Origin of the sequence: Mesorhizobium sp. B2-3-5 (genome assembly GCF_006442395.1) — a bacterium.
Lineage (GTDB): Bacteria > Pseudomonadota > Alphaproteobacteria > Rhizobiales > Rhizobiaceae > Mesorhizobium.
This window is the reverse complement of sequence record NZ_VFVX01000016.1, coordinates 1-20,705: the sequence shown is the minus strand read 5'-3', so window position 1 is coordinate 20,705 and position 20,705 is coordinate 1. Positions and strand designations below refer to the sequence as shown.

Here is a 20,705-nt window from a genome sequence, read left to right as displayed (position 1 = left end):
TTGTCTAGCTGGTGCTTATCGAGACGCAACCCCACCAAGGAGACAGACTCTATGACGATCACCGTTCCTACCCGCGACAGCGTCAGCCCCGCCAATCAGGCGATGTTTGACTCGCTGAAAAGCCAGCTTGGCTTTGTGCCGAATCTCTATGCCTCGCTCGCCCATTCCGAAAACGCACTTGGCTCTTATCTAGCGCTACAGTCGGCTAAATCCTCCATCACCGGCAAGGCACGCGAGGTGGTGAATCTCGTCGTCAGCCAAGTGAACTCCTGCGCCTATTGCCTGGCCGCTCATACTGCCATCGGCGGCATGGTCGGCTTCGACTCGAAACAGATCATGGAGATCCGCCATGGTCGCGCGTCTTTCGACCCGAAGCTGGATGCGCTGGCGAAAATGACCAAAGACATCACCGTTAACCGTGGCCACGGCGACCAGAAGCTGGTCGAGGCCTTCCTGGCTGCTGGCTGGACGGTCGAGAACCTGGTCGATGTGATCGTGACGATCGGCGACAAGACAGTGACCAACCTGCTCCACGGCGTCACACGGATCCCGGTGGACTTCCCGGCCGCCCCGGAACTGGCATCCGCCGCCTGACCCCGCAATCGGCGCCGCCGGGACAACACCCCGGCGGCTTTCCTCAGGAGCTTCCGATGCCCCGCGACACCTCTCCCCTGTTCGAGCCACTTCGTCTCGGCGCCATCCACGCCCCGAACCGCATCGTTATGGCGCCCCTCACCCGGACCCGGGCGAATGCTGGGGATGCCGTTCACGCGCTTCAGGCCGAATATTATGCCCAGCGAGCCAGCGCAGGTCTGATCGTGTCCGAGGCGACACAAATCTCGCCGCAGGGCAAGGGCTATGCCGGAGCGCCGGGCATCCATTCGCAGGCGCAGATTGACGGCTGGCGAGGCGTGACGCAAGCGGTTCACGCAGCGGGCGGGCGGATGGTGCTGCAACTGTGGCATGTCGGCCGTGTTTCGCATCCGTCCTTGCAGCCGGCCGGTGCATTGCCCGTGGCGCCTTCGGCAATCGGTTTTGAAGGCTACGCCCATACCTACGACGGCCCGCAGGATTTTGTGGTGCCGCGTGCGCTTGAAACGCACGAGATCCCCGGCATCGTCGACGATTACGCGCGGGCCGCACGCAACGCCAAGGTGGCGGGATTCGACGGGGTCGAGATTCATTCCGCAAACGCCTATCTTCTGGACCAGTTCCTCCGCGACGGCACCAACCATCGCACAGATGCCTATGGCGGATCGCTCGAGAACCGCGCTCGCCTGACATTAGAGGTCACCGATTCCGTGGTTGCCGTCTGGGGTGCCGACCGGGTGGGTATCCGTCTGTCGCCGTCATTGACGATCAACGGAATGAGCGACAGCAATCCTGCCGCCACCTTCGCCTATGCCGCAACCGAACTTGGCCGCCGCAAACTGGCCTACATGCATGTGGTCGAACCGAAAGACCCTCGCGGCGACCCGATGGACCGCCTAGTGGACCCGATGATCCTGCGGCGCGCCTTTGGCGGCCCCTACATCGCCAATTCGGGATACGATGCCGACCGCGTGTTGGATGGTCTGGCCGAGGGCCGGCTCGACGCGGCGTCGTTCGGCCGCAAGTTTATCGCCAACCCCGACCTGCCCAGGCGGTTGCGGGACGGCCTGCCGATGAATTCGCTGAACGCCGAACGGCTTTATGGCGGTGGCGCGGACGGGTATACTGACTATCCGGTGTACGAATAATACTGCCGCCCCCGCGGACGAGGCTCAGACCGGCCGCGTCGAGGCTTCGCGCAGCACGATGTGCTTCAGCACGCGCGTCTATTGTGCCGTTCAGCGTCCCGGGATGGGGACCGCTCGGCTGCGCAGCCCGTAAGGACGGCGCGGGCAGCTTGCGTGTGTCTAATCGCGATCGGCATTTTGGAACACACCGGGACGTTCTCGACACCATCGGTCCGCGTCAACCTGCATTCAGCTTCCAATCCTCTCCCGGTGACCGGCTAAGCTTCAATGGTCGCTCGCCGCACCCTTCGCCTCACCTTCAGTAAGTCGACGCATACGGTCTGCCTCCTCGGCTAAGAGGTGCGCCCGTGCGAGATCCTGAAGGTAGGTGTTCTCCTCGTTTTTCTCGCTAAGGCGAAATTTGACGACGTCCCCGATGCTGACAATGCCGATGACAACGCCTTGGGATAGGGCATATGTCGCACACGGTGCCGTGTCATCACGAGCATCAATGAGGCTACGGTTTCGTCAGCGGATGCGACCGGCACCCGGTTTGCATAATTTGATCGACCGAATGCTGTAAGGTGTTGCTGCCATCCACCGCCAGCCGACGCACGATGTCTCGTTCAGAGACGACGTGAAGCAGCTTGCGCTTGAACTCGAAAGGCTTAGGAAATGTCTAAAGTGGACAAGGTGACCGGACGACTCGAACTCCTCGCGCCCATACGGGCAACTGCCTGCGCGCCGCCATCGCTTTGAATGAAGCCGGTCTTGTGTACAAGGTCACAAAGGTCGACCTCGCCGCTGGAGAGCAGCGCTCGCAAGCCCACCTTGCCGTCAACCGCCGAGGGACCGTACCGGTGTTGCTGATTGATCGCGCCGGTGCAGACAAGCAGGTTCTGACCCAGTCCAACGCCATCATGTTTTTTGCCGCTCAGGCGGTGCCTGGCGTGCTCCTGCCAGAAGGCGAAGAACAACGGCTACGCGTATTCGACGCTTTCTTCCACTTCGTGACCGATGTCATCAGCGTTAACAACGCCTCTTTCAGGCTGGGACGTTCCGGTCACAACGCCGGCGCGACTTTCCTCCGTGACGAGTACACTGAGCACCTTCTCGCCTCAGAACGCTTTCTGACAGGGGACGGGTTTATGGGTGGAAACGCGTTCTCGGTCGCCGACATCGCCGCGTTTGTCGTGGTACAAACGGTGGCCGAGAGGCTGCCGTGGGAAAGGCTTCGTCGGCTTGATGCTTGGCGGACCCGTATCGCCAACCGTCGGGCCGTGCAGACGGCTATGATTGCTTTCAACTAGACGCCGCCTGCTCGGTTCCTAACTCGAAACTTAAGGGCTCTTATCTCTGCTCCTGCTTGACCTTGACGTGCCAAGGCCCGAGAAAATGCGCCAAAGCCTTCTCGGAGGCTTGTGTCACGTGGCCACGTCGCCTCCAAAAGTGTCGAAACCCCGGCGACGGACCTGCCTGTAAATAGAAGCCTGTTTCCCGCGCATCAGATCTGACGGCATCTCCAATGCCGGCTGCGCTCCGATCCCGAAAGAGCAATACTCATGCGACCGGCGTGTTAAATTCGTAACACTATCTCGAGACATAATCGCAGATCGACGGTCGCTATGTGTCGGATCGTTCAGAAGAATTCTTTGTTGGGCCGCACGTCGACTTCCTGAGACCAGGCTGACGGGTGTTGGCGATGAACATGCCAATATGTGTCAGCGACTGCGTCGGCTTTCAGCAGGCCGTCTTCGCCTTTGGCCCTGGCCACCTCAGGCCATTTGGTTCGTAGGACTTCGCCATCTATGCCACCGTCGATTACGATGTGGGCTACGTGTAGGCCCATGGGGCCGAATTCGCGCGCCATGCTTTGCGCCACAACCCTCAATCCTGCTTTCGCCGCGGCGAACTGGGCGTATTGGGGTTTGCCACGTAAGCTGGCTGAGGCCCCAGTAAACAAGATGGAGCCTCTTCCAAGAGATACCATGCGTCGGGCTGCTTCGCGGCCTACCAAAAAGCCAGCGAAGCAGCCAACACGCCAAAACTTCTCGAAGTCATTCGACTCCATCGTCAGAAAGTCGATTGGCCGATTGGCACCGGTATTGAAAACGACGAGATCGGGTAGCTGCCGCTCCGGCACCGGTGCGAAGGCGTAATCGAACAGGCGAAGGATATCCTCCTCGATCGTCGCGTCAGCTTCAAACGGTTCAGCACTGCCCCCATTGGAGAGGATAGAGTTGGTGACCAATCCAATGCGCTCGGGCGTTCGACCTACAGCAATGACGTGGTACCCCTCTGCGGCGAAGCGGCGAGAGAGCGCGGCACCGAGGCCGGCGGCTGCCCCCACGCCGACCACAATAGCTGTCGGCTTGACCGTGGCATTCTCCTAGCTCTCTCGCAGGCTCCCCATTGCGCCCTGCGAGGACGTCCAAGAGGACATTGGTCGAATCTCTTATGGGGAGTAGCTGAAATCGGAGACTAACGGTTATGCGGATTCGGAATGAGCATTATCCGTGATGAGGGCCTACCCAAGTTGCCACCGCATTGGCAGATACGACATGAACCCGTTTCACCATTTCGAGCGTCGTCAACAGGTGCCTGGAAATAGGATCGCATGTCCAAAATGTTCTCGCTCCTTGCGGCTCCGAGCAAACCCGGTGTGACTCGAACTGGATCGTCCCATGTCTGAAGCCGCCGATATGCGCCAGCCTTCTACCGCGAACCGCTTTGCTCGCCATCGAGGGTTCGCCCGCGTTTTCCGTCCAGAAGGATTGACGCTGGGCTTCATCATGCCACTGGAGGCCTACCCGCACGGCCCGCTCCCGACAATGATCGATCATATCGAACGGGCACATCAAGTAGATGAAGCGGGATTTGCCGGGCTGTGGCTTCGCGACGTGCCGTTCCTCGATCCTGGCTTCGGCGACGCCGGCCAAATCTTGGACCCGTTCGCCTATGCTGGCTTCCTTGCAGCTGTAACCGAGAACATTAGCATCGGAACCGCAGGGATAGTCCTTCCACTGCGCGAGCCCCTGATCGTCGCCAAACAGGCCGCAAGCGTCGACCAACTGCTGGTCGGTCGGTTCCTTCTTGGTCTCTCGTCAGGCGATAGGCCTGAGGAATATCCGGCCTTCGGGCTCGAGTTTGGCAACCGCGCTGAGCGATACCGGGACGCCGTTGAGCTGGTGAGGGTCGCGTTGGAGTCCTCCTTCCCGCGCCACAGATCGGATCACTATGGTGTACTCAACGGTTCGATCGATCTGATCCCCAAGCCGTTCAACCAAAGAATGCCTGTCGTCGCTATCGGGCGCGCCGGCCAAAGTTTTGAATGGCTCGCCGAAAACGTCGATGCCTGGATTTGGCACGGGCCGGAAGTATCCCAACTTTCGTCAATTTTGCCGCGTTGGCGAGAATTCACAGCTGGCGGCCCGTTCAGACCCTACGGATACGGTGCCATGTTCGATCTCCTGCCCGATCCCGGTGCGCCTCTCCAGCCAGGTCGTCACCTACGGGCGGGTCGAAATGCGCTGATCGATCTGTTCAAGCGCCATGAAGCCGATGGCGTGTCCCATGTCATGTTGAACATGAAGCCAAGTCGGCGCCCCGCCAAGGAGGTGATCCTCGAGCTCGCTGAACACGTTCTGCCGCATTTCCCGGCAGGCTGACATTCCTCGGGGCTGCATCAGCATTTGCAGCTGAGCTCCTTCCCGTATGGAATAGCCGTTATGCCGCGGTGGGGGCTACCGGGCCAACGGTCTTTCTAACCACTTACTGTTGCCAGAGATGGCGTCCTTCCAAAGCCACCGATTCACTTCAGATCCCGGAGGCAGAACAATCGGCTTCCTAATGAGCGCTTTGATCCAACCTCCCCAATCCGGCCTAGCACAGTCAAAGGGCCGTGTACTGGCAGTCACCTTCGTGCTCGCCCTCGGCTACGTGATGGCCATGCTGGACGCGACCGCTGTGAATGTTGCTCTCAACACGATCAAGGCTGAGTTTGGGGCGCCGCTAGCTTCACTTGTGTGGGTCGTGGACGCCTATACCCTGAGCTTCGCGGCTCTGCTTCTGCTCGGAGGCGCCATGGCGGACCGGCTAGGCGCCAAACGAACCTACATGATCGGTCTCGTCTGGTTCATCGCGGCTTCCGCATTCTGCGGGCTTGCGCCCTCGACCGATCTGCTGGTCGTCGCGCGGCTGCTTCAGGGTCTGGGCGCGGCTTTGTTTATGCCGAGCTCCATGAGCTTGATTACCGAGTCCTTTCCAGAAAGGGTACAGCGTGCGAAACAAATCAGCATCTGGGGCGCCGTCGTCGGCGCGGCGGCCGGTGCGGGGCCGCTTGTTGGCGGGCTTTTGGTGTCTCTATTCGGTTGGCGAAGCATCTTCTATTTGAACATCCCTATTGGGATCCTCGCGATAGTGCTGAGCGCGATGCTGTTGAGGCCCTCATCAACCCGCAGCCGTCGATTTTCAGCGCTCAGCCATGCGCTGATCATGGTGACACTGGGTGCACTGAGCTTCGTCCTGATTGAAGGTCCGGTGCTTGGTTGGCTTATGTCGCTCCAGATTCAGCTTGCCAGCCTGGTCGCGGCCGCTGCTCTGGCGATGCTCGTCTTTAGGGAGCTGCGCTCCGGATCTCCGGTGGTCCCCATAGTTCTGGCTCGCAATGCCCGTTTCTGGGCGTTTAACGGCATGGGTTTCATGGTCAATTTCACGCTGTTTGGCCAAATCTTCGTTCTCAGCCTCTACCTTCAACAGACTCGGGGCGAAGGCCCGCTAGCGACCGGGCTGTACATGTTGCCCTTGATGGCCCTCATCACCGTCATGAACATCGTCTCGGGCTATGTCGCTGCCCGCTTCGGCATTGTCCGCGTTCTGACAACGGGGTTTTTATTATCGTCCGCCGGCTGTCTGCTTACCGCCTTGCTTGGCGTCGAGGGTCCGCGCTGGATGTCCGCAATGACGATTGCGCTCTGCAACGCCGGGTTTGGCTTGGCCATCCCTTCCGTGATTGTCGCCATCATGCAGGAGGCGGGCCAACAGAACGCCAACATTGGCGCGGCGACGCTGAATGCGAATCGCCAGATCGGCTCTCTGGCAGGCGTCGCGGCAATGGGCATCGTGCTGCATTGGGTCGGCGACTGGAATATAGGCACGCGGCTCGCATTTTTGAGTTTTGGTGCGTGCATGGCTACCGCGGCCGTCTTGGTGTTCTGGCCAAAGTCCGGACACGATCGCCAGCCTGTCGGGAGTTCGGAACCGATGGCGCCGGCGTCGGAGTGATGCGAGCAGCTCGCCTTTTAGCCCAAGCTCTCATCGGATGCCCTCTCGTCTGGAGCTGATCCCCGGCATGATCGAAGAGGGCCACATGCCGAGTTCTCGCCACTACACGAAAGCAGGTAACGTGCTGGATTAAACCAGACCAATACCGGCGTTAAGCGTGCGGGCCGGATCGAGCGTCCGCTTGATGCGCTTCATGACCTGAAGAGGTGGGCCGGCCTTTGCCCTGATCAGCCGCAACCGTTTGTTCCGGCCGACTCCATGTTCGGCGCTGATCGAGCCTCCCATGTGGGTGACTTCGGTGAACACATGGTCGAGCAGCCGGGGTCCCAGCTCCGCCGCCTTTGCTGGAGGCACGACGAAGTTAACGTGCAGATTCCCGTCGCCCACATGTCCGAATGGGACGAAGAGCACACCCGCATCAAGGCTTGCGACGTATTGCTCGACCTCGTTGAGCAGTTCCGGAATCAGAGAGATGGGAACGCTGACGTCTGTCCGCACAACAGTGCCAACCTCGCGGGCGGCCTCGGGTTGGCCCTCGCGAACGCGCCACAGGTTCAGCCGCTGTTGTTCACTTTCGGCCAGCGTTCCGTCCACGCATAGACCGTCCTCGAACAGACCGGCCAGCGCTTCCTCAGCGCGTTCTTTCAGCCCAGTGTCGAAGGTCCAGCCCAGCTCCACCAGGATATGCCAAGGACTCTCGGTGTCCTCAACCGGCCGGCGAACTCCAGAAAGGCGGGTGGTCGCCAAGTCAACCCCCTTGGCATGGATCATCTCGAAGCTGGAGATCAGATCTCCGAAGCGGCTGCGGAAATCCGCGAACAGTGCAACGGCAGCCTTCGCCGAAGCTACCGTCAACCACAGTGTGACTCGCTCTCTAGGAGCGGTAACAAGTCTCAACGCGGCGGCGGTGATAACGCCCAGCGTTCCCTCAGATCCGATGAACAGCTGCTTGAGGTCGTAGCCTGTATTGTCCTTCCTCAGGGTTCGAAGACCTTCTAGGATCGAGCCGTCTGGCAGAACCACCTCCAGCCCCAGGACCAAGTCGCGTGTCGAACCGTAGCGCAACACATTGTTGCCGCCCGCGTTGGTCGCAAGATTGCCACCTATTTGGCAGGAGCCCTCGGCCCCTAGCGACAGCGGGAACATGCGGCCCGCCTCGAGTGCCGCCCGCTGGATGTCCGCGAGCACGCAGCCCGCTTCGGCAATTACAAAATCCCCTTGTGCATCGAGGACGCGGATCGCATTCAGGCGGCCTAGCGACAAAACCACCTGCCGCCCGGAGTCGTCAGGAATACCGCCGTTGACAAGGCCAGTGTTGCCCCCCTGGACGACGAGTTGCACTTTGAACCTATTGGCGAGCGTGACAACCTTGGCCACCTCCGACGTCGAGCCCGGCCTGACCACAAATGACGATCGTCCGTGGTAATGCCGCCAGAAATCGGAGGTGTACGGGGCAATTGCGTCAGGCTGGTCCAGGACGTATTGATCGCCAATCGCACGGCGACAAGCTTCGGCGAACGAGACGATGCGCGCGACCTCGGCGATTCTTACCTTCATTTCGTATATTCCAGAATGTAAAGCCCGCCATTGTAGTCGTTGGCGTAGACCAGCCCACTTGCGTCAACGAATATGTCACACGATTGGATGACCTGCGGCCGCCCAGGGCGCGTGTCCACCAGTGACTTCGGTTTCGGCGGCACAAACGCCGCGACTTCGACGGGCTGATATTGGTTCTTAATGTCGAACACCCGGATGCCGGCGTTCTGGTAGGTCGTGAAGATCAAGTCAGAGCTGACGAAGCTGCCGGGGCGGTTTTCATAAAGGTTATGCGGTCCGAAATGGCCACCTTTGTACTTGTAGTTGGCTTCGTCGGGCGTTGGGAATGTCGAGACGGTCACGGGATTAGAGGGATCGCGGATGTCCATGACCCAAATCAGCTTCAGGCCATCCTCCTGATTGTCCATCACCGCCTCATCGAGCACGATCAGCAGATTACGGTCGGGCAGCGGCAGGCAGTTATGCGTGCCACCGCCGAAGGGCGGCGACCAGTTCTTGTGTGCAACAAGACCAGGCTTCGTGCGATCGGTTACATCCATGATGACTAGGCCAGCGTCGCGCCATGCCCCGTAGGCCGTGTCGCCATGGACAATAGCATGGTGTAGACCGTTGCGACGGGTCGGTTCCCAACTCGGCGTTTCGCCGGCTGCCAGATTCATGCCAGGCAACCAGTAGCGCCCAGCTTCACGCGGACTGCTTGGGTCGGCCATATCAACGACCATGAAAATGTAGTCGGAAAAGCCGTCGAGCAATGCTGAGACGTAAGCCCAGCGCCCGCCTGTGTACCAGATACGGTGAACGCCTCCCCCCTCGACAGAAAAGAACCCGATCCGTCGCGGGTCACCGGCGCGCGAAATGTCGTAGATTGCCATTCCCGCGGTCCAGTCGCGCACCCTCGGCTTGACCGCATCGGCCGTACCGACCTTCTTGCCCAGGGCGCCCTTGTAGTACTCCTTCTCGTCCTGGAACTCGCTCGCGGCGAACATGTCCTTGGCGTTGATGACGAGGAGCAAATTGTCGGCCGTCTGGAGATGGATGTTCCACGTGTTTTCCGGCGCGGCGACATAGGACACCGGCTTGGGGTCGCGTGCGTTGCGTACGTCCACCACGCTAAAACCCTTTGAGAACATGTGGCCGATATATGCAAAGCCCTTATCGACCATCAGCTGGACGCCATCGGGCCTGCCGCCCTGGTCCGAATGTCCGATCAGTCGCATGTTGCGCGCAAAATCCGGCTTTGGCAGATCCTGACTGCTCATGGGACGTCCTTTCAAACTCTTGGCCGCAAGCTGACTTAGATGAGGAGGAATTCGCCGCTGGCGACGTGACGCAGCACGCCTTCAATGGTGTGCAAATCAGCGTATTCGTCCCTCTCCTTCTGCGTCCTCGGTTCGTCGCCGGAGATCCACGAGCCCAGCTGACGTCCGCGATGGAAACAAAGGGCGCCGACGCCGTGCCGGTCATCCGAGTAGTGCCGGAGCCTCGCTGGCAGGTCGCCGTCCCCAGTGCCAATGGCATCGGCCAAGGCCACCGCGTCGGCCGCGGCCTTGGTGGTGCCGTAGCCGACATGCGGCCGGGCTACCACAGCAGCGTCGCCAACCAGCGCAATCCGGCCCTCGTTGAAGCGCGGCGATAGCAGATCCAAGATCGGTGTGAAGAACGGGTTATCGATTTTGGCGAGGACGTGGCGAAGCGGGGGAGAGACAATCATGTCGGCGTCCGCTCGCATCTGGGCGACGAACTGTGGCCTGATCGCCGCCGGCGCGATACCCAACGCGTTGTAGCGACCATCCCCGTCGGTCAGCATGTCGTCGAGCGCCGCGGCGCTCGTCTTTCGATACCAAACCCAGTTGTAGCGCCGCTTTCCTGCACGAAGGTCGTTATTAATCCCGGCAATCGGATAGCCGAGGATCTCAGTGCCATGCGGGAAATGGAAGGTGAATTTGTCGAACACCAGGTCCCGGATCTTCGGATCGAGCGCCGATTCGTCCGCGAGGCCCCGCCAGATCAGATAGCCGCTGTATTCAGGCTGTACTTCCGGCAGAAAATGTTGCCGGACGGCCGACCGAAAGCCATCCGCGCCGACCAACAAGTCACCCTCGACGACATTGCCGTTTTCAAAAATGGCGCGCACCACATCGCCATCTTGCTCGACGCGCGCCAAGTGATGATTGAGGTGATAACAATCGTCCGGCACCGTCTTGCGAACGAGCTGGAAAAGGCGGTCCCAAGACGTGACTGTCTGCGGAAATTCCCTACGTCCGATTATTTGGCCTTCATCATCGAAGGCAACGCGTTCCTCGACCTCGACACCGAGGTCCTTTGTGCCGGCGCTGCTGCGTTCGAGTGCGCGGAACAATTCGTCGTGGCAAACGATGCCCGCGCCGCGCCCGACGAGCGCTATCGGCGAGCGCTCATAAATGTTCACCTCCCAGGCCTGCTGTCGCAGCAAGGCTGCTGTCATAAGACCCGAAGTTGAGCCGCCGATGATGACGGCGCGCGGCGATTTTCCGTTCTTCCTCACGGCTGCCATAAGAATCTCCATCGAACGGCCACTTTTGGGAGAGAGTGGCCGGAAGCTTCCAAGGGTCGAATCGGCCGCAACATCAGGCCGCCATTGACCCCATGCCATGGCGACCGGCGGATACTGAAAACTCGCTCGCTGGCGGGGCGCAGCCTTATCCGGCACCCGCGCTGACGAGGAGCGGACCCGCCCTGCGCGGGAAAGCCATTGGTAAGGCTTGCCAGAACGATCGGATGCCAGCTCCCTCACCAAGAAAGTGACGCAATCTCATCGACGGAGCTGCAAGTGACCGAGCCGAACGGGCAGCCATCATTGCGGCTGGGATGTCCGTGCTGCCGCTCATGCTGGCGAGCGTCAAAACCGTGCTGGGTGGTTCTAAGGGCGCTCCCACGTCTGCTTCCTTCCCTCGACCTTTCTGAATGCATTTGAGCGCAGCCAGGCCTCGGAGTCAAGATAGTTATCGCTCGATAACTTAGTTTTCCAAGTCAATTGTCTGTTTTTTTCGGGAACGGCAGAGTGTGCTCTTGAGCCTCGCCGCGATGCAGGCTCATACTTGGGCTGTCCTGACACGAATTTCGGAAAGGTCCTATCGGCGGGGACACTTGCAAGCTATCTATCTGTCACTCAGCGGCTAACCGATACAGGAAAATTTCAATGCCACGTGCAAAGACGAACAGTGTTCGCAAGACCAAGCCTGCCGAACAACCAAAACGGCGGCGTCTAACGCACGAAGCGCGGAAGAACATGATCCTTCAGGAGGCGATTAAATTTTTTTCGGAAGTCGGATTTGACGGCGGCACACGCGACTTGGCTTTGAGGATGGGTGTAAAGCAGCCCCTGCTCTACCGCTTCTTCCCCTCCAAGGAAGATCTGGTGAAGAATGTCTATGACGCAGTTTACATCGGCCGCTGGCGTCATGACTGGAGCAGATTGATCGCGGATCGCTCGTTGCCGCTGCGTGAGCGCTTGATCGAGTTCTATGAAGAATATGCCGAGATCATGTTCCAGCCGGAGTGGATTCGAATCTTTCTGTTCTCGGGCCTCAAGGGCGTCGACATCAATAAGCAATACGTCCCCTTCATGGAAGAAAACGTCCTTAAACGCATTTGCGAGGAGATCAGGCAGGACAACGGCCTCCCGACGATCGAAGAGGTTCCAATCACCAATCAGGAGCTCGCCGCCTTCTGGGTTTTCCACGGCGGTGTGTTCTACTATGGCGTGCGACGCGAGGTTTACGGGGTTCAGGTCCATACGGATGTAGATGAGTTCATCAGACTCGCGGTAGACGGCTTGCTCGCCGGATATCCCGCAGTGGCGAGGAAGGTTCTCGAAAATCAGGCGGGCGTTAAGAACCGCCAAAGCGAGATCCATCAGGTCGACGGTACCCGCAGCATGACGACCGCACCCAAGGTGGGACCCAAACGCGCGCTCCGTAAGAAAGCAGGAGCCTAGACGGTCCCGGCCGCCGAAGATCGCCCCTACAAGCCGGGTACGCCTCCAAAGAGAAACGGCGCCCGATTTCTCGGGCGCCATCTTGCGGTCGTCACCCTTGGGAGGAAGCGACGCTCAGATAGCGAGGAAGCCACCATCGACGTAGAGCTCGGCGCCTGTGGTGTAGCTGGATTCATCGCTTGAGAGATACAGGATAGCGTAAGCCAGCTCGATCGGCTTGCCCATGCGCTTCATCGGCGTTCCCGCAACGACCAGATTGTTGAGTTCCTCGCTCTGGGCGTCAACCATCGGGGTGCGCGTGATACCGGGATGAACCGAGTTGACCCGGATCCCGTCATCGACGTAAGTGAGCGCGGCGTTCTTGGTCATGGTGCGGACGGCGCCCTTCGAGGCGTGGTAGGCTGCCGCACCCGGCGCGCCGATCGTGCCCCAGATCGACGAGATGTTGACGATCGCGCCTTTCTTATTCTTCTGCATGACCGGGATGACGTGCTTCATCCCAAGGAACGGGCCGGTCTGGTTGACGGCGATGGTGCGGTTCCACGACTCGACCGAGCATTCGGTGATCGGCTCATAGGTCAGAATGCCGGCGTTGTTGACCAGGATGTCGATGCGGCCGTACTTCTTTTCGACGTCCGCCACGAGCTTTTGCCAGTCAGCTTCCTTGGTGACGTCGAGGCGCATACCCTCGATATTCGGACCGAATTTCTCTTTCGGGTCCGCCATGTCGCCGACGACAACCTTCGCGCCTTCCTTGACGAACAGATCAACCACCGCGCGGCCAATACCCTGATTACCACCGGTGACCAGGGCAACTTTATCTTGCAGTCTCATAGTTTCCTCCTGTGAAAACATCGAGGTCGAGGCGACATAGATCTCGACCTCGTCAACTCGCGGGCGAGAGTGTCACAACTCGCCCAACTCGATTGGTGTTCGAATTTGCCAACGCGGCAATCGCGAAGGCTTGCTGCTTGCGGCGGCCCCGCCGCGCTGTTGTGCTTGAAGCCCGCCTTAGCCAGATCGGGCTAAAACCTCCCTGTACGTTTTAGTTATCGATCGATAACTTACTTGGACAGGAAAGTCAACTGGATTCATGCAGATTGACTCGCCCCAGCGCCCTGCGGGGCGAGCCAGAGCCTTTTGCGAATTGCCTCCGACCGCCGCATTCCTCGACGGAATAAGCGAAATTCCGCCAGGGGGTCTTCGGGTCCGTCGAGGTTCACGGTACTGCCATGTTGTCTGATGCGGGCTACCGCGTAGCGACTTGAGCCGGGCGCCGCCGGAATCGCGGACGAATTGGCCGGCGCACGCGGGCTGTCGGGTTAGAGCCCTCTGGTGGCCCTGTCCTCGCCAACTAATCTGAAAAGGAAACGAACGGTGAAGCTCTTTACCTCCACGAGACTCGGCCCGTACACCCTCAAGCACCGGGTGGTCCTCGCACCGTTGACCCGGATGCGCTCGGACACCGGCGATATCCCCAACGATCTAATGGCTGAGTACTATTCGCAGCGCGCTTCCGACGGTGGCCTGATCATCAGCGAAGGGACGCCCGTGTCGCGGCAAGGTTACGGCTACCATCTCGCCGCCGGCATCTATTCTGACGCCCACATTCCGGGATGGAAGAAAGTGACGGATGCCGTGCACGGCAAGGGCGCGCGCATGTTCGCCCAACTCTGGCATGTGGGCCGGCAGTCACACACCGACCTGCAGCCTGGTGGCGCTGCCCCGGTCGCCCCTTCGGCGATCCGTTGCGAAGGCGGGATGGCTCATTCGGAATACGGCGACGTTGAGTTCTCGATGCCTCGCGCGCTTGAAATCGACGAGATCCCTGGCATCGTCGAGGATTGGCGCAAGGCTGCGGCGCGTGCGCTGGAAGCCGGTTTCGACGGTGTCGAGATTCACGGCGCTAATGGCTATCTGCCCGACCAGTTTCTTCAGGACAACACAAACCGTCGTACCGATGCCTACGGCGGGTCGATCGAAAACCGTGCACGCTTCATGCTCGAGGTTATCGATGCCGCCGCCTCTGTTTTCGGCCACGACCGGGTTGGCCTACGTCTCGCGCCGAGCGGCAGCTACGGCGACATGGCTGACAGCAATCCGTCGGCCACGTTCGGGTATCTCGCGGAACAGGCCGAGAAGCGCCGGCTCGGGTATCTGCATATCGTCGAACCGCGCATCAAGGGCAACGACGACCTTGTCGAGGGTGCCGAGCCCATCGCCTCGAAGCACATCCGCCGCAAATTCAAGGGCACCCTCATCGCCGCCGGCGGCTTCAAGCGCGACAGCGCCGAGGCCATCGTGCAGTCGGGCGATGCCGATCTGGTTGCCTTTGGTCGTTGGTTCATCGCCAACCCGGATCTGCCGGAGCGTTTCAGGACCGGCGCCCCATTGAATCAATATGACCGTAATACGTTCTACGGCGGCGATGCGCGTGGCTATACGGACTATACTTTCCACCAGAAGGAAAGCGAACTGGCCTGAGCTCGCAACGTGCGCCCAGACGGAGTTCACGCGCCCGGCCCTGAACAGGGCCGGGCACACCATGCGCAGCGCCGCATGAGGGGTACATCCTTCGCCCTGGTACCCGAACGATATGGCCATATTGCCTACGGCGTTTTGCAATCCGCGTTGACTTGTGCTATCGCCACGGCGGTCTCTTCGGTCTCGGATGGCTTAGGCCTTCCAATTGTCAAATGGGCTGTATCGTGGCTGTGGGCGTGGCTTGCTATGCTGCCCGTGGTGCTCCTTGTCTCGCCACTGTTGCGTCGGATTGTTGGTCGACTAACGCGCCCCGCAGGCGACGACTATGGATGAAGTTGAATGCGTCGTGGTGGGTGCCGGGGTAATTGGGCTGGCCATCGCTCGTGCCCTGGCGCTCGCCGGCCGCGAGGTGCTGGTCGTTGAGCAGGAGCTTGCCATTGGCACGCATTCGTCCTCTCGGAACAGTGAGGTCATCCACGCCGGGATTTACTATGCTCCCGATAGCCTTCAAAGCCGGGTTTGCCTATCAGGTCGCAATCAGCTCTATGCATATGCGGAAACACGGCACGTTCCGTTCCGTCGCTGCGGAAAACTAATCGTCGCCGTTGAAGACAACGAGGTTGCCAAACTCGAGGAACTCTCGGCTCGGGCAAAAAGCAATGGGGTCGACGACCTGCGGATGCTTGACGCCGCCGAGGCCAAACGCCTCGAACCAGATCTCACCTGCGCTGCCGCACTCTTGTCGCCGTCAACGGGGATCGTGGACAGCCACGCACTCATGCTGTCCTACCGCGGCGAAGCGGAAGCCGCCGGCGCCATGATCGCGCTGGGCTCGCGCCTCATGCGCGTTGGCGGCCGACCCGGTACTTTCGAACTGACCTTTGGACAGGTTGACAGTGTTTCGATCCGCGCTGCCGTACTGATCAACGCCGCTGGGCTTTATGCATGCGCGGTTGCCAGCACGATCGAGTGCCTGCCGCCGGCCTTCGTTCCTCAGCCGTACTTTGCCCGGGGGATCTATTTCGTCTTGAGCGGGCGCGCGCCGTTCAGCAGGTTGATTTATCCGGTCCCGGTTGCTGGTGGCCTGGGAACACATCTGACACTCGACCTGGGCGGCCAAGCCCGTTTCGGTCCAGATGTCGAGTGGGTGAAGAATATCGAGTACACTGTCGACGAGGCGCGGTTGCCAAACTTCGTTCAGGCGATCCAACGCTACTGGTCCAATGTGGACCCAGCGCGGTTGCACGCTGGATATGCCGGCATCCGTCCTAAGATAGCTCCGGCCTCTGCCGGCAACCAAGATTTTCGGATCGAGGGATCCGAGACGCACGGCGTTGAAGGCTTGGTCAACCTCTTCGGCATCGAGTCTCCCGGCCTGACCTCATCCCTTGCTATCGCCGAGCATGTAGTCGAGCTGTTAGCGGGCTAACCCACTCACCTGCCCTGCCTCAGGCCGAACGCTCACGCAGCGACACAACGGCACCCAGGATCACAAGCCCAAACAAGATGCTCCGCACGGCGAATGGCAAATTCGTACCCGCCAAGAGCGTCTGCATGGTAACCAGGACGAGCACGCCGCCAACCATGCCAAGATAGTGACCCCGTCCGCCGGTGATCAACGTTCCACCCACTACCACGACAGCGATCGAAGGCAGGAGGTATTCGTCCCCCATCCCCAGCGTTGCCTGGCCATTGAAGCCTGTGAGGAGAACGCCCGTGAGTGCGGAACAAACACCGCTGAGGATATAGGCGACGGTCGTTGCGGCTGGAACGTTGATACCGGATAGGTAGGCGGCGACGGGGGAATTGCCGGTGGCGTAGAATCGCCGACCGACGGTGGAGTACTCAAGTAGGAGCGTGCCGGCGATGACGAACAGGATCAGGAACCACACCACCGGGGTTACGCCGAGCAGGCTGCTGTTCATGAACCAGCGCACGGCAGGCGGTGAGAATCCGGAGGGGGTGCCGTTTGAATAGACAAGGGCCGCACTCTGTAAGATCGCGCTGGTGCCAAGTGTGCATACGATCGGCGGCAGTCCAAAGAAGCTAACGCCGAGCCCGTTGATCAATCCGATTAGGCCGCCAAGAACGAGCACCAGCGGTATGGCCCAGATCGCGGCTATGTTGTCGCCGGGTGCCAGCGTCGTCAGAACGATGGCGCAAAGGCCGATCGTCCAAGGCACCGACAGGTCGAGGCCACCGGTGATGATGACTGAGCCTTGGCCCAGCGCCAGTATCGCCAGAAAGCCGCACAGCACCGTCAGGGAGTTGAAGTAGTGCGCGTCGAGCCTGTGTGGACCGAGCCAGATCGCCGTTGCTGCAACGACAGCAACGAAGGCGATATATGAGGGAAGCGCGAAGCGCAGCGTATCCTTGTGCCGTGCAAACCAGGACGGCCTTTTGATCGTGAGGGGGTCTCTTCTGGAGACGGAAGCCGTGGGCACTCGTACCGAACGCGCCCGGGCTGGGAGCGTGCCGTCACGCCAGGCGCGGAATCGGGTCGTCAGAAACGCCACTGAGAGGCTGAGCCGCGATTTCCGGCCGAGGGACTGAGCCAGTGCCGCAATAATCAGAATAATGCCCTGCGCCATCGGACTGTAATAAGATGGTACGTTGAAAGCGAGAAGCACGTTGACGATGATCATCAGCACATAGGCGCCAACAATGGAGCCAAAGCAGCCACCCCTTCCACCGCCCAAGAGCGTTCCGCCGACCACAACCGCTGCGAAGATCGGCAGCAGCAAGGGTTGTCCGACCAGCGGATCGGAGGATCCGGTCTGCGCACTGAGGAAAGCACCAGCGGCCCCGTAGAAGGAGCCGCCGATCACAAATGAGAGGAACTTTGTCCAACGTACGTCGATGCCTGAATAGCCGGCAGCGGCCTCGTCGCTGCCGACCGCGAAGATGGCCACCCCAAGCCGCGACTTCTTGATCAGGTGCCAGACCAGAAAGGCGAGCAGAAGAACGACAACGGCGGAGGGCAAAAGATTGGGTATGGCATCGCCTGCTATGATGGCGGAAAACCCAGATGCTATCTGGCCGCCGGGGGTTTCCCGGATCAGCAGGGCGCAGCCAGAGACGATAAACATGCTGGCCAATGTCACCACGATCGACTGCAAGCGGAAGAAGGCGACGAAGAAGCCGTTGAAGGCGCCGACCAATCCGCCGAGTGCGATACCAGCCAAACCCCAACCGACTTGCGACGCAATGGAATCCTGCATCGTCGTTGCCATCATCACATTGACCAGAGAGATCACCGCGCCGGCGCTGAGGTCGAAGCCTCCAGCCAAAACAATAACCGTCTCACCCATCGCGGCCAGGGCAAGGGTAGCGCCGCCGCTCGACATGTAGTTGAAGTCGAAGTAGCCGAATGCGTAAGGCGATATCGCCAACTGCACCGAAAAGAAGAAGGCAAAAACAGCGATCGGAATCAGCGTCGGCTTGGCACGGTTTAACCACCGTCCCATGCTGCCGTATGCAATCTCTCGCCCATGTCCAGCAATAGCACTCACGCTCGTTCCTCCTCGATTTTCTCGGCATCTCCCATCTCATGCCCGCCCTTGGCCTCGCCGCCGAGCGCGGCTCGCATGATGGAGTTCTCGGAAACATCGGTTCCCTCAAGGTGCGCGGCTATGCGACCTCGATACATCACAAGAACGCGGTGGCTGAGGTTCACCAGTTCTTCGATCTCCGTTGAGAAGAACAGGATTGTCCCGCCTGCGGCAGCGAAACCCTGCATGATCAGGTAGATCTCGTGCTTAGTGCCGACGTCCACGCCGCGCGTGGGATCAACCATCAGCAGGATTTTGCCAGATGTCATAAGCCACTTGGCGATCGCCACTTTCTGCTGATTACCCCCACTAAATGCGCTTAGCGGCGTATAAAGAGCGCGTTGAGCCACTTGGACCCGTGACAGCATTTCACTAACGGCAGCGGCTTCTTCACCACCTTGAATGAGGCCGAGCCCGGCAAACCGATCAAGGACCGGGGCCGACACGTTGCGTTTGCCATCCAGGCGCAGGAAGAGGCCCTCCGTCTTACGTTCCTCTGGCACCAGGCTGATGCCGACATTGGGATTGATGGCGTCGCGAGGCGACGTCAACGTGACTCGTTTGCCGCTGACCTCGATACGACCAGCGGTTAGAGGCGATGCTCCGAACAAGGCACGAAACAGCTCCTGCTGCCCCATACCCTGCAGGCCACCAACGCCAATGATTTCGCCCTCGTACAGTCTAAGCGATGCATCGGTAAGGCCGTTGCTTGTGGCGAGACCGTGAGCTGAAAGCATTGGGGTGCCACGTTGTGTGACCGGCTGTTTCTTTGGAAATGTCGCCGACAATGAACGGCCAATGATCATTTCGATCACTTGTTCGTCGCTAACGTCGGCCGGCGTGAAAGTGCCAACATCCTTTCCGTTGCGCAGGACCGTGAGTCGGTCGCAAAAGCGTCTAACCTCCGGCAGGCGATGGGTGATCAGGACCGTGGTGATGCCGTCGCGGCGAAGGCTCTCGATCAGATCGCCAAGCCAATCAATGTCTGGCCCGGACAGCGAAGCCGTCGGTTCGTCCAAAAGCAGAATGCGTGGCTTGCGGAAGATTGCGCGGGCGATCTCGATCTTTTGACGCACCGCCAAGGGCAGCCCACGAACCTCTTGGTGAATATCGATAGAATCGAGCAGCACACGCTTCATGTGTTCCGCAACGAGTTTAGAACCTTGCCGTTCGCGGATTTGACCGAGCAGCCCAGTTGGCTGATAAGGGAGCAACATGTTTTGCACGACAGTCAGGTCGGGCACCAATGTAAGTTCCTGGAATGCCGTCTGAATGCCGTGACGGTGAGCTTCAACGGGCGACCGCAACTGCACCTGGGTGCCCCCGATGGTTATCTGCCCAGCGTCTGGACGCACCAAACCGCTCAGCATTTTAACTAGGGTTGACTTGCCAGCGCCATTCTCACCAAGCAGGGCATGGACCTCGCCAGCCTCGAGGGTGACATTTGCATTCTCCAATGCGACCGTGGCACCAAAGGCCTTGCGGATCCCCGCGATCTCAACCAAGGAACCGGGACTGGCTTTGCTCATCACATGCTCGCTGAGGTTGATGTAGTTCATGGCTACGCTGTCCCTGCCAATCCCAACCGGAAACATCCATCGGGGTTTTCTTTGAATCCCGCGCTCATTCGAGGGGTCTGCCCTCTTTGCGCTGATGGCGGCGAGGAAGTTCGAAGCGGCCCCGAAGAGAGTCTTTCCGGGTCGCGTAGAACCGCGTCCTGGAGAGTGTCTGTCATTGGCCCCTGGTCGCTGAGATTTCGCTGGCAGGCTCATGGCCAACGTACAACGTCATCGTGGCGGCAGGTCGCTCCAGACATGGCTCCTCCCAGCCAATCAAAGCGTAGTTATCGATTGATAACTTATATTGTGCCGCTTGTCAATCGCCGAGAACCGGATCCGACTCCGTCCAGACATGCCCCTAGGATGGTCGAAAGTTTAGTTATCGACCGATAACTTACTGCTTGAAGAGCGGTCCTCTTTCGGCTAGATAGCGCGACGTCCCGGTCAACCTGATGACCCGGAAATGATCTGATCAGTGGAGCCACGGGATAACGTGATCGAGACGGTTTTCATCCCTCGTGAGCTCGATGCGAACGAGCCGCGTGTCGCGGCCTCGCCCGATACGGTGAAACGGCTT

16 protein-coding genes are annotated in these 20,705 nt (G+C 59.8%); 9 read left to right on the top strand and 7 right to left on the bottom strand.

All coding sequences use genetic code 11. The features are described from left to right. The first annotated feature begins 51 nt into the window (after window positions 1-51). The 3 genes from FJ958_RS18680 to FJ958_RS18670 all read left to right on the top strand — a co-directional run bounded on the left by FJ958_RS18680 (window position 52) and on the right by FJ958_RS18670 (window position 3,028). On the top strand, window positions 52-594 hold the full coding sequence (locus tag FJ958_RS18680; protein WP_140744668.1) for a carboxymuconolactone decarboxylase family protein: 543 nt from the start codon (window positions 52-54) through the stop codon (window positions 592-594). A 56-nt stretch (window positions 595-650) separates the two neighbouring features. After that, window positions 651-1,739 carry an alkene reductase gene (locus tag FJ958_RS18675; protein ID WP_140744667.1) on the top strand — a complete coding sequence of 363 codons (1,089 nt, stop codon included), beginning with the start codon at window positions 651-653 and terminating at the stop codon, window positions 1,737-1,739. 716 nt (window positions 1,740-2,455) lie between these two features. Further along, window positions 2,456-3,028: a glutathione S-transferase family protein gene (locus FJ958_RS18670; protein WP_281406666.1), complete on the top strand. Its 573-nt coding sequence runs from the start codon at window positions 2,456-2,458 to the stop codon at window positions 3,026-3,028. A 329-nt stretch (window positions 3,029-3,357) separates the two neighbouring features. Here the strand turns inward: FJ958_RS18670 and FJ958_RS18665 are convergent, their stop codons facing one another. Then, a complete protein-coding gene (locus FJ958_RS18665; RefSeq protein ID WP_246679645.1) occupies window positions 3,358-4,068 on the bottom strand; it encodes an SDR family NAD(P)-dependent oxidoreductase in 711 nt (236 codons plus the stop codon). Window positions 4,069-4,402: 334 nt separating this feature from the next. Here FJ958_RS18665 and FJ958_RS18660 point away from each other — a divergent pair, with 334 nt between their 5' ends. Both FJ958_RS18660 and FJ958_RS18655 read left to right on the top strand, forming a co-directional pair. Beyond that, complete coding sequence (locus FJ958_RS18660; RefSeq protein WP_246679640.1) at window positions 4,403-5,386, top strand: LLM class oxidoreductase; 984 nt, start codon at window positions 4,403-4,405, stop codon at window positions 5,384-5,386. 181 nt (window positions 5,387-5,567) lie between these two features. Next, window positions 5,568-7,001 carry an MFS transporter gene (locus FJ958_RS18655; RefSeq protein ID WP_181176427.1) on the top strand — a complete coding sequence of 478 codons (1,434 nt, stop codon included), beginning with the start codon at window positions 5,568-5,570 and terminating at the stop codon, window positions 6,999-7,001. Window positions 7,002-7,130: 129 nt separating this feature from the next. Here the strand turns inward: FJ958_RS18655 and FJ958_RS18650 are convergent, their stop codons facing one another. Genes FJ958_RS18650 through FJ958_RS18640 form a run of 3 tightly spaced genes read right to left on the bottom strand, consistent with a single transcriptional unit; the run spans window position 7,131 to window position 11,091 of the window. Next, window positions 7,131-8,558, bottom strand: a complete 1,428-nt coding sequence (locus FJ958_RS18650; RefSeq protein WP_140744663.1) for an FAD-binding oxidoreductase — start codon at window positions 8,556-8,558, stop codon at window positions 7,131-7,133. Next, the gene (locus FJ958_RS18645) at window positions 8,555-9,817 is read right to left on the bottom strand and encodes a hypothetical protein (protein ID WP_140744662.1); all 1,263 of its coding nucleotides are present in this window, start codon (window positions 9,815-9,817) and stop codon (window positions 8,555-8,557) included. Before FJ958_RS18645 ends, FJ958_RS18650 begins: the two co-directional genes overlap by 4 nt. A 35-nt stretch (window positions 9,818-9,852) precedes the next feature. After that, window positions 9,853-11,091 carry an FAD-dependent oxidoreductase gene (locus tag FJ958_RS18640; RefSeq protein ID WP_181176426.1) on the bottom strand — a complete coding sequence of 413 codons (1,239 nt, stop codon included), beginning with the start codon at window positions 11,089-11,091 and terminating at the stop codon, window positions 9,853-9,855. Between the two features lie 645 nt (window positions 11,092-11,736). Between FJ958_RS18640 and FJ958_RS18635 the strand changes: the two genes are divergently transcribed. Then, window positions 11,737-12,534, top strand: coding sequence for a TetR/AcrR family transcriptional regulator (locus tag FJ958_RS18635; RefSeq protein WP_140744660.1), 798 nt, complete (start codon window positions 11,737-11,739; stop codon window positions 12,532-12,534). A gap of 114 nt (window positions 12,535-12,648) precedes the next feature. Here FJ958_RS18635 and FJ958_RS18630 read toward each other — a convergent pair whose 3' ends face one another. After that, window positions 12,649-13,368, bottom strand: a complete 720-nt coding sequence (locus FJ958_RS18630) for a glucose 1-dehydrogenase (RefSeq protein ID WP_140744659.1) — start codon at window positions 13,366-13,368, stop codon at window positions 12,649-12,651. Between the two features lie 543 nt (window positions 13,369-13,911). Between FJ958_RS18630 and FJ958_RS18625 the strand changes: the two genes are divergently transcribed. The 3 genes from FJ958_RS18625 (at window position 13,912) to FJ958_RS18615 (ending at window position 16,447) form a co-directional block, all read left to right on the top strand. Further along, window positions 13,912-15,018 (top strand): alkene reductase, encoded by a 1,107-nt coding sequence (locus FJ958_RS18625; RefSeq protein ID WP_246679638.1) that lies wholly within the window; start codon window positions 13,912-13,914, stop codon window positions 15,016-15,018. 75 nt (window positions 15,019-15,093) lie between these two features. Next, window positions 15,094-15,351: a DUF2798 domain-containing protein gene (locus FJ958_RS18620; RefSeq protein ID WP_140744658.1), complete on the top strand. Its 258-nt coding sequence runs from the start codon at window positions 15,094-15,096 to the stop codon at window positions 15,349-15,351. Next, window positions 15,344-16,447: an NAD(P)/FAD-dependent oxidoreductase gene (locus FJ958_RS18615; RefSeq protein ID WP_140744657.1), complete on the top strand. Its 1,104-nt coding sequence runs from the start codon at window positions 15,344-15,346 to the stop codon at window positions 16,445-16,447. The genes FJ958_RS18620 and FJ958_RS18615 overlap by 8 nt, the downstream gene beginning before the upstream one ends. A 19-nt stretch (window positions 16,448-16,466) precedes the next feature. Here the strand turns inward: FJ958_RS18615 and FJ958_RS18610 are convergent, their stop codons facing one another. Next, window positions 16,467-18,530 carry an ABC transporter permease gene (locus tag FJ958_RS18610; RefSeq protein WP_246679637.1) on the bottom strand — a complete coding sequence of 688 codons (2,064 nt, stop codon included), beginning with the start codon at window positions 18,528-18,530 and terminating at the stop codon, window positions 16,467-16,469. Beyond that, window positions 18,527-20,128 carry a sugar ABC transporter ATP-binding protein gene (locus tag FJ958_RS18605; protein ID WP_246679634.1) on the bottom strand — a complete coding sequence of 534 codons (1,602 nt, stop codon included), beginning with the start codon at window positions 20,126-20,128 and terminating at the stop codon, window positions 18,527-18,529. The genes FJ958_RS18610 and FJ958_RS18605 overlap by 4 nt, the downstream gene beginning before the upstream one ends. Window positions 20,129-20,705 lie beyond the last annotated feature (577 nt).

What these genes read in the sequence shown, in the direction of transcription:
- FJ958_RS18680 (WP_140744668.1), top strand. Translation starts at nt 52, where the DNA reads ATGACGATCACCGTTCCTACCCGCGACAGCGTCAGCCCCGCCAATCAG.
- FJ958_RS18675 (WP_140744667.1), top strand. Translation starts at nt 651, where the DNA reads ATGCCCCGCGACACCTCTCCCCTGTTCGAGCCACTTCGTCTCGGCGCC.
- FJ958_RS18660 (WP_246679640.1), top strand. Translation starts at nt 4,403, where the DNA reads ATGTCTGAAGCCGCCGATATGCGCCAGCCTTCTACCGCGAACCGCTTT.
- FJ958_RS18655 (WP_181176427.1), top strand. Translation starts at nt 5,568, where the DNA reads ATGAGCGCTTTGATCCAACCTCCCCAATCCGGCCTAGCACAGTCAAAG.
- FJ958_RS18650 (WP_140744663.1), bottom strand. Translation starts at nt 8,558, where the DNA reads ATGAAGGTAAGAATCGCCGAGGTCGCGCGCATCGTCTCGTTCGCCGAA.
- FJ958_RS18645 (WP_140744662.1), bottom strand. Translation starts at nt 9,817, where the DNA reads ATGAGCAGTCAGGATCTGCCAAAGCCGGATTTTGCGCGCAACATGCGA.
- FJ958_RS18640 (WP_181176426.1), bottom strand. Translation starts at nt 11,091, where the DNA reads ATGGCAGCCGTGAGGAAGAACGGAAAATCGCCGCGCGCCGTCATCATC.
- FJ958_RS18635 (WP_140744660.1), top strand. Translation starts at nt 11,737, where the DNA reads ATGCCACGTGCAAAGACGAACAGTGTTCGCAAGACCAAGCCTGCCGAA.
- FJ958_RS18630 (WP_140744659.1), bottom strand. Translation starts at nt 13,368, where the DNA reads ATGAGACTGCAAGATAAAGTTGCCCTGGTCACCGGTGGTAATCAGGGT.
- FJ958_RS18620 (WP_140744658.1), top strand. Translation starts at nt 15,094, where the DNA reads ATGAGGGGTACATCCTTCGCCCTGGTACCCGAACGATATGGCCATATT.
- FJ958_RS18615 (WP_140744657.1), top strand. Translation starts at nt 15,344, where the DNA reads ATGGATGAAGTTGAATGCGTCGTGGTGGGTGCCGGGGTAATTGGGCTG.
- FJ958_RS18605 (WP_246679634.1), bottom strand. Translation starts at nt 20,128, where the DNA reads ATGAACTACATCAACCTCAGCGAGCATGTGATGAGCAAAGCCAGTCCC.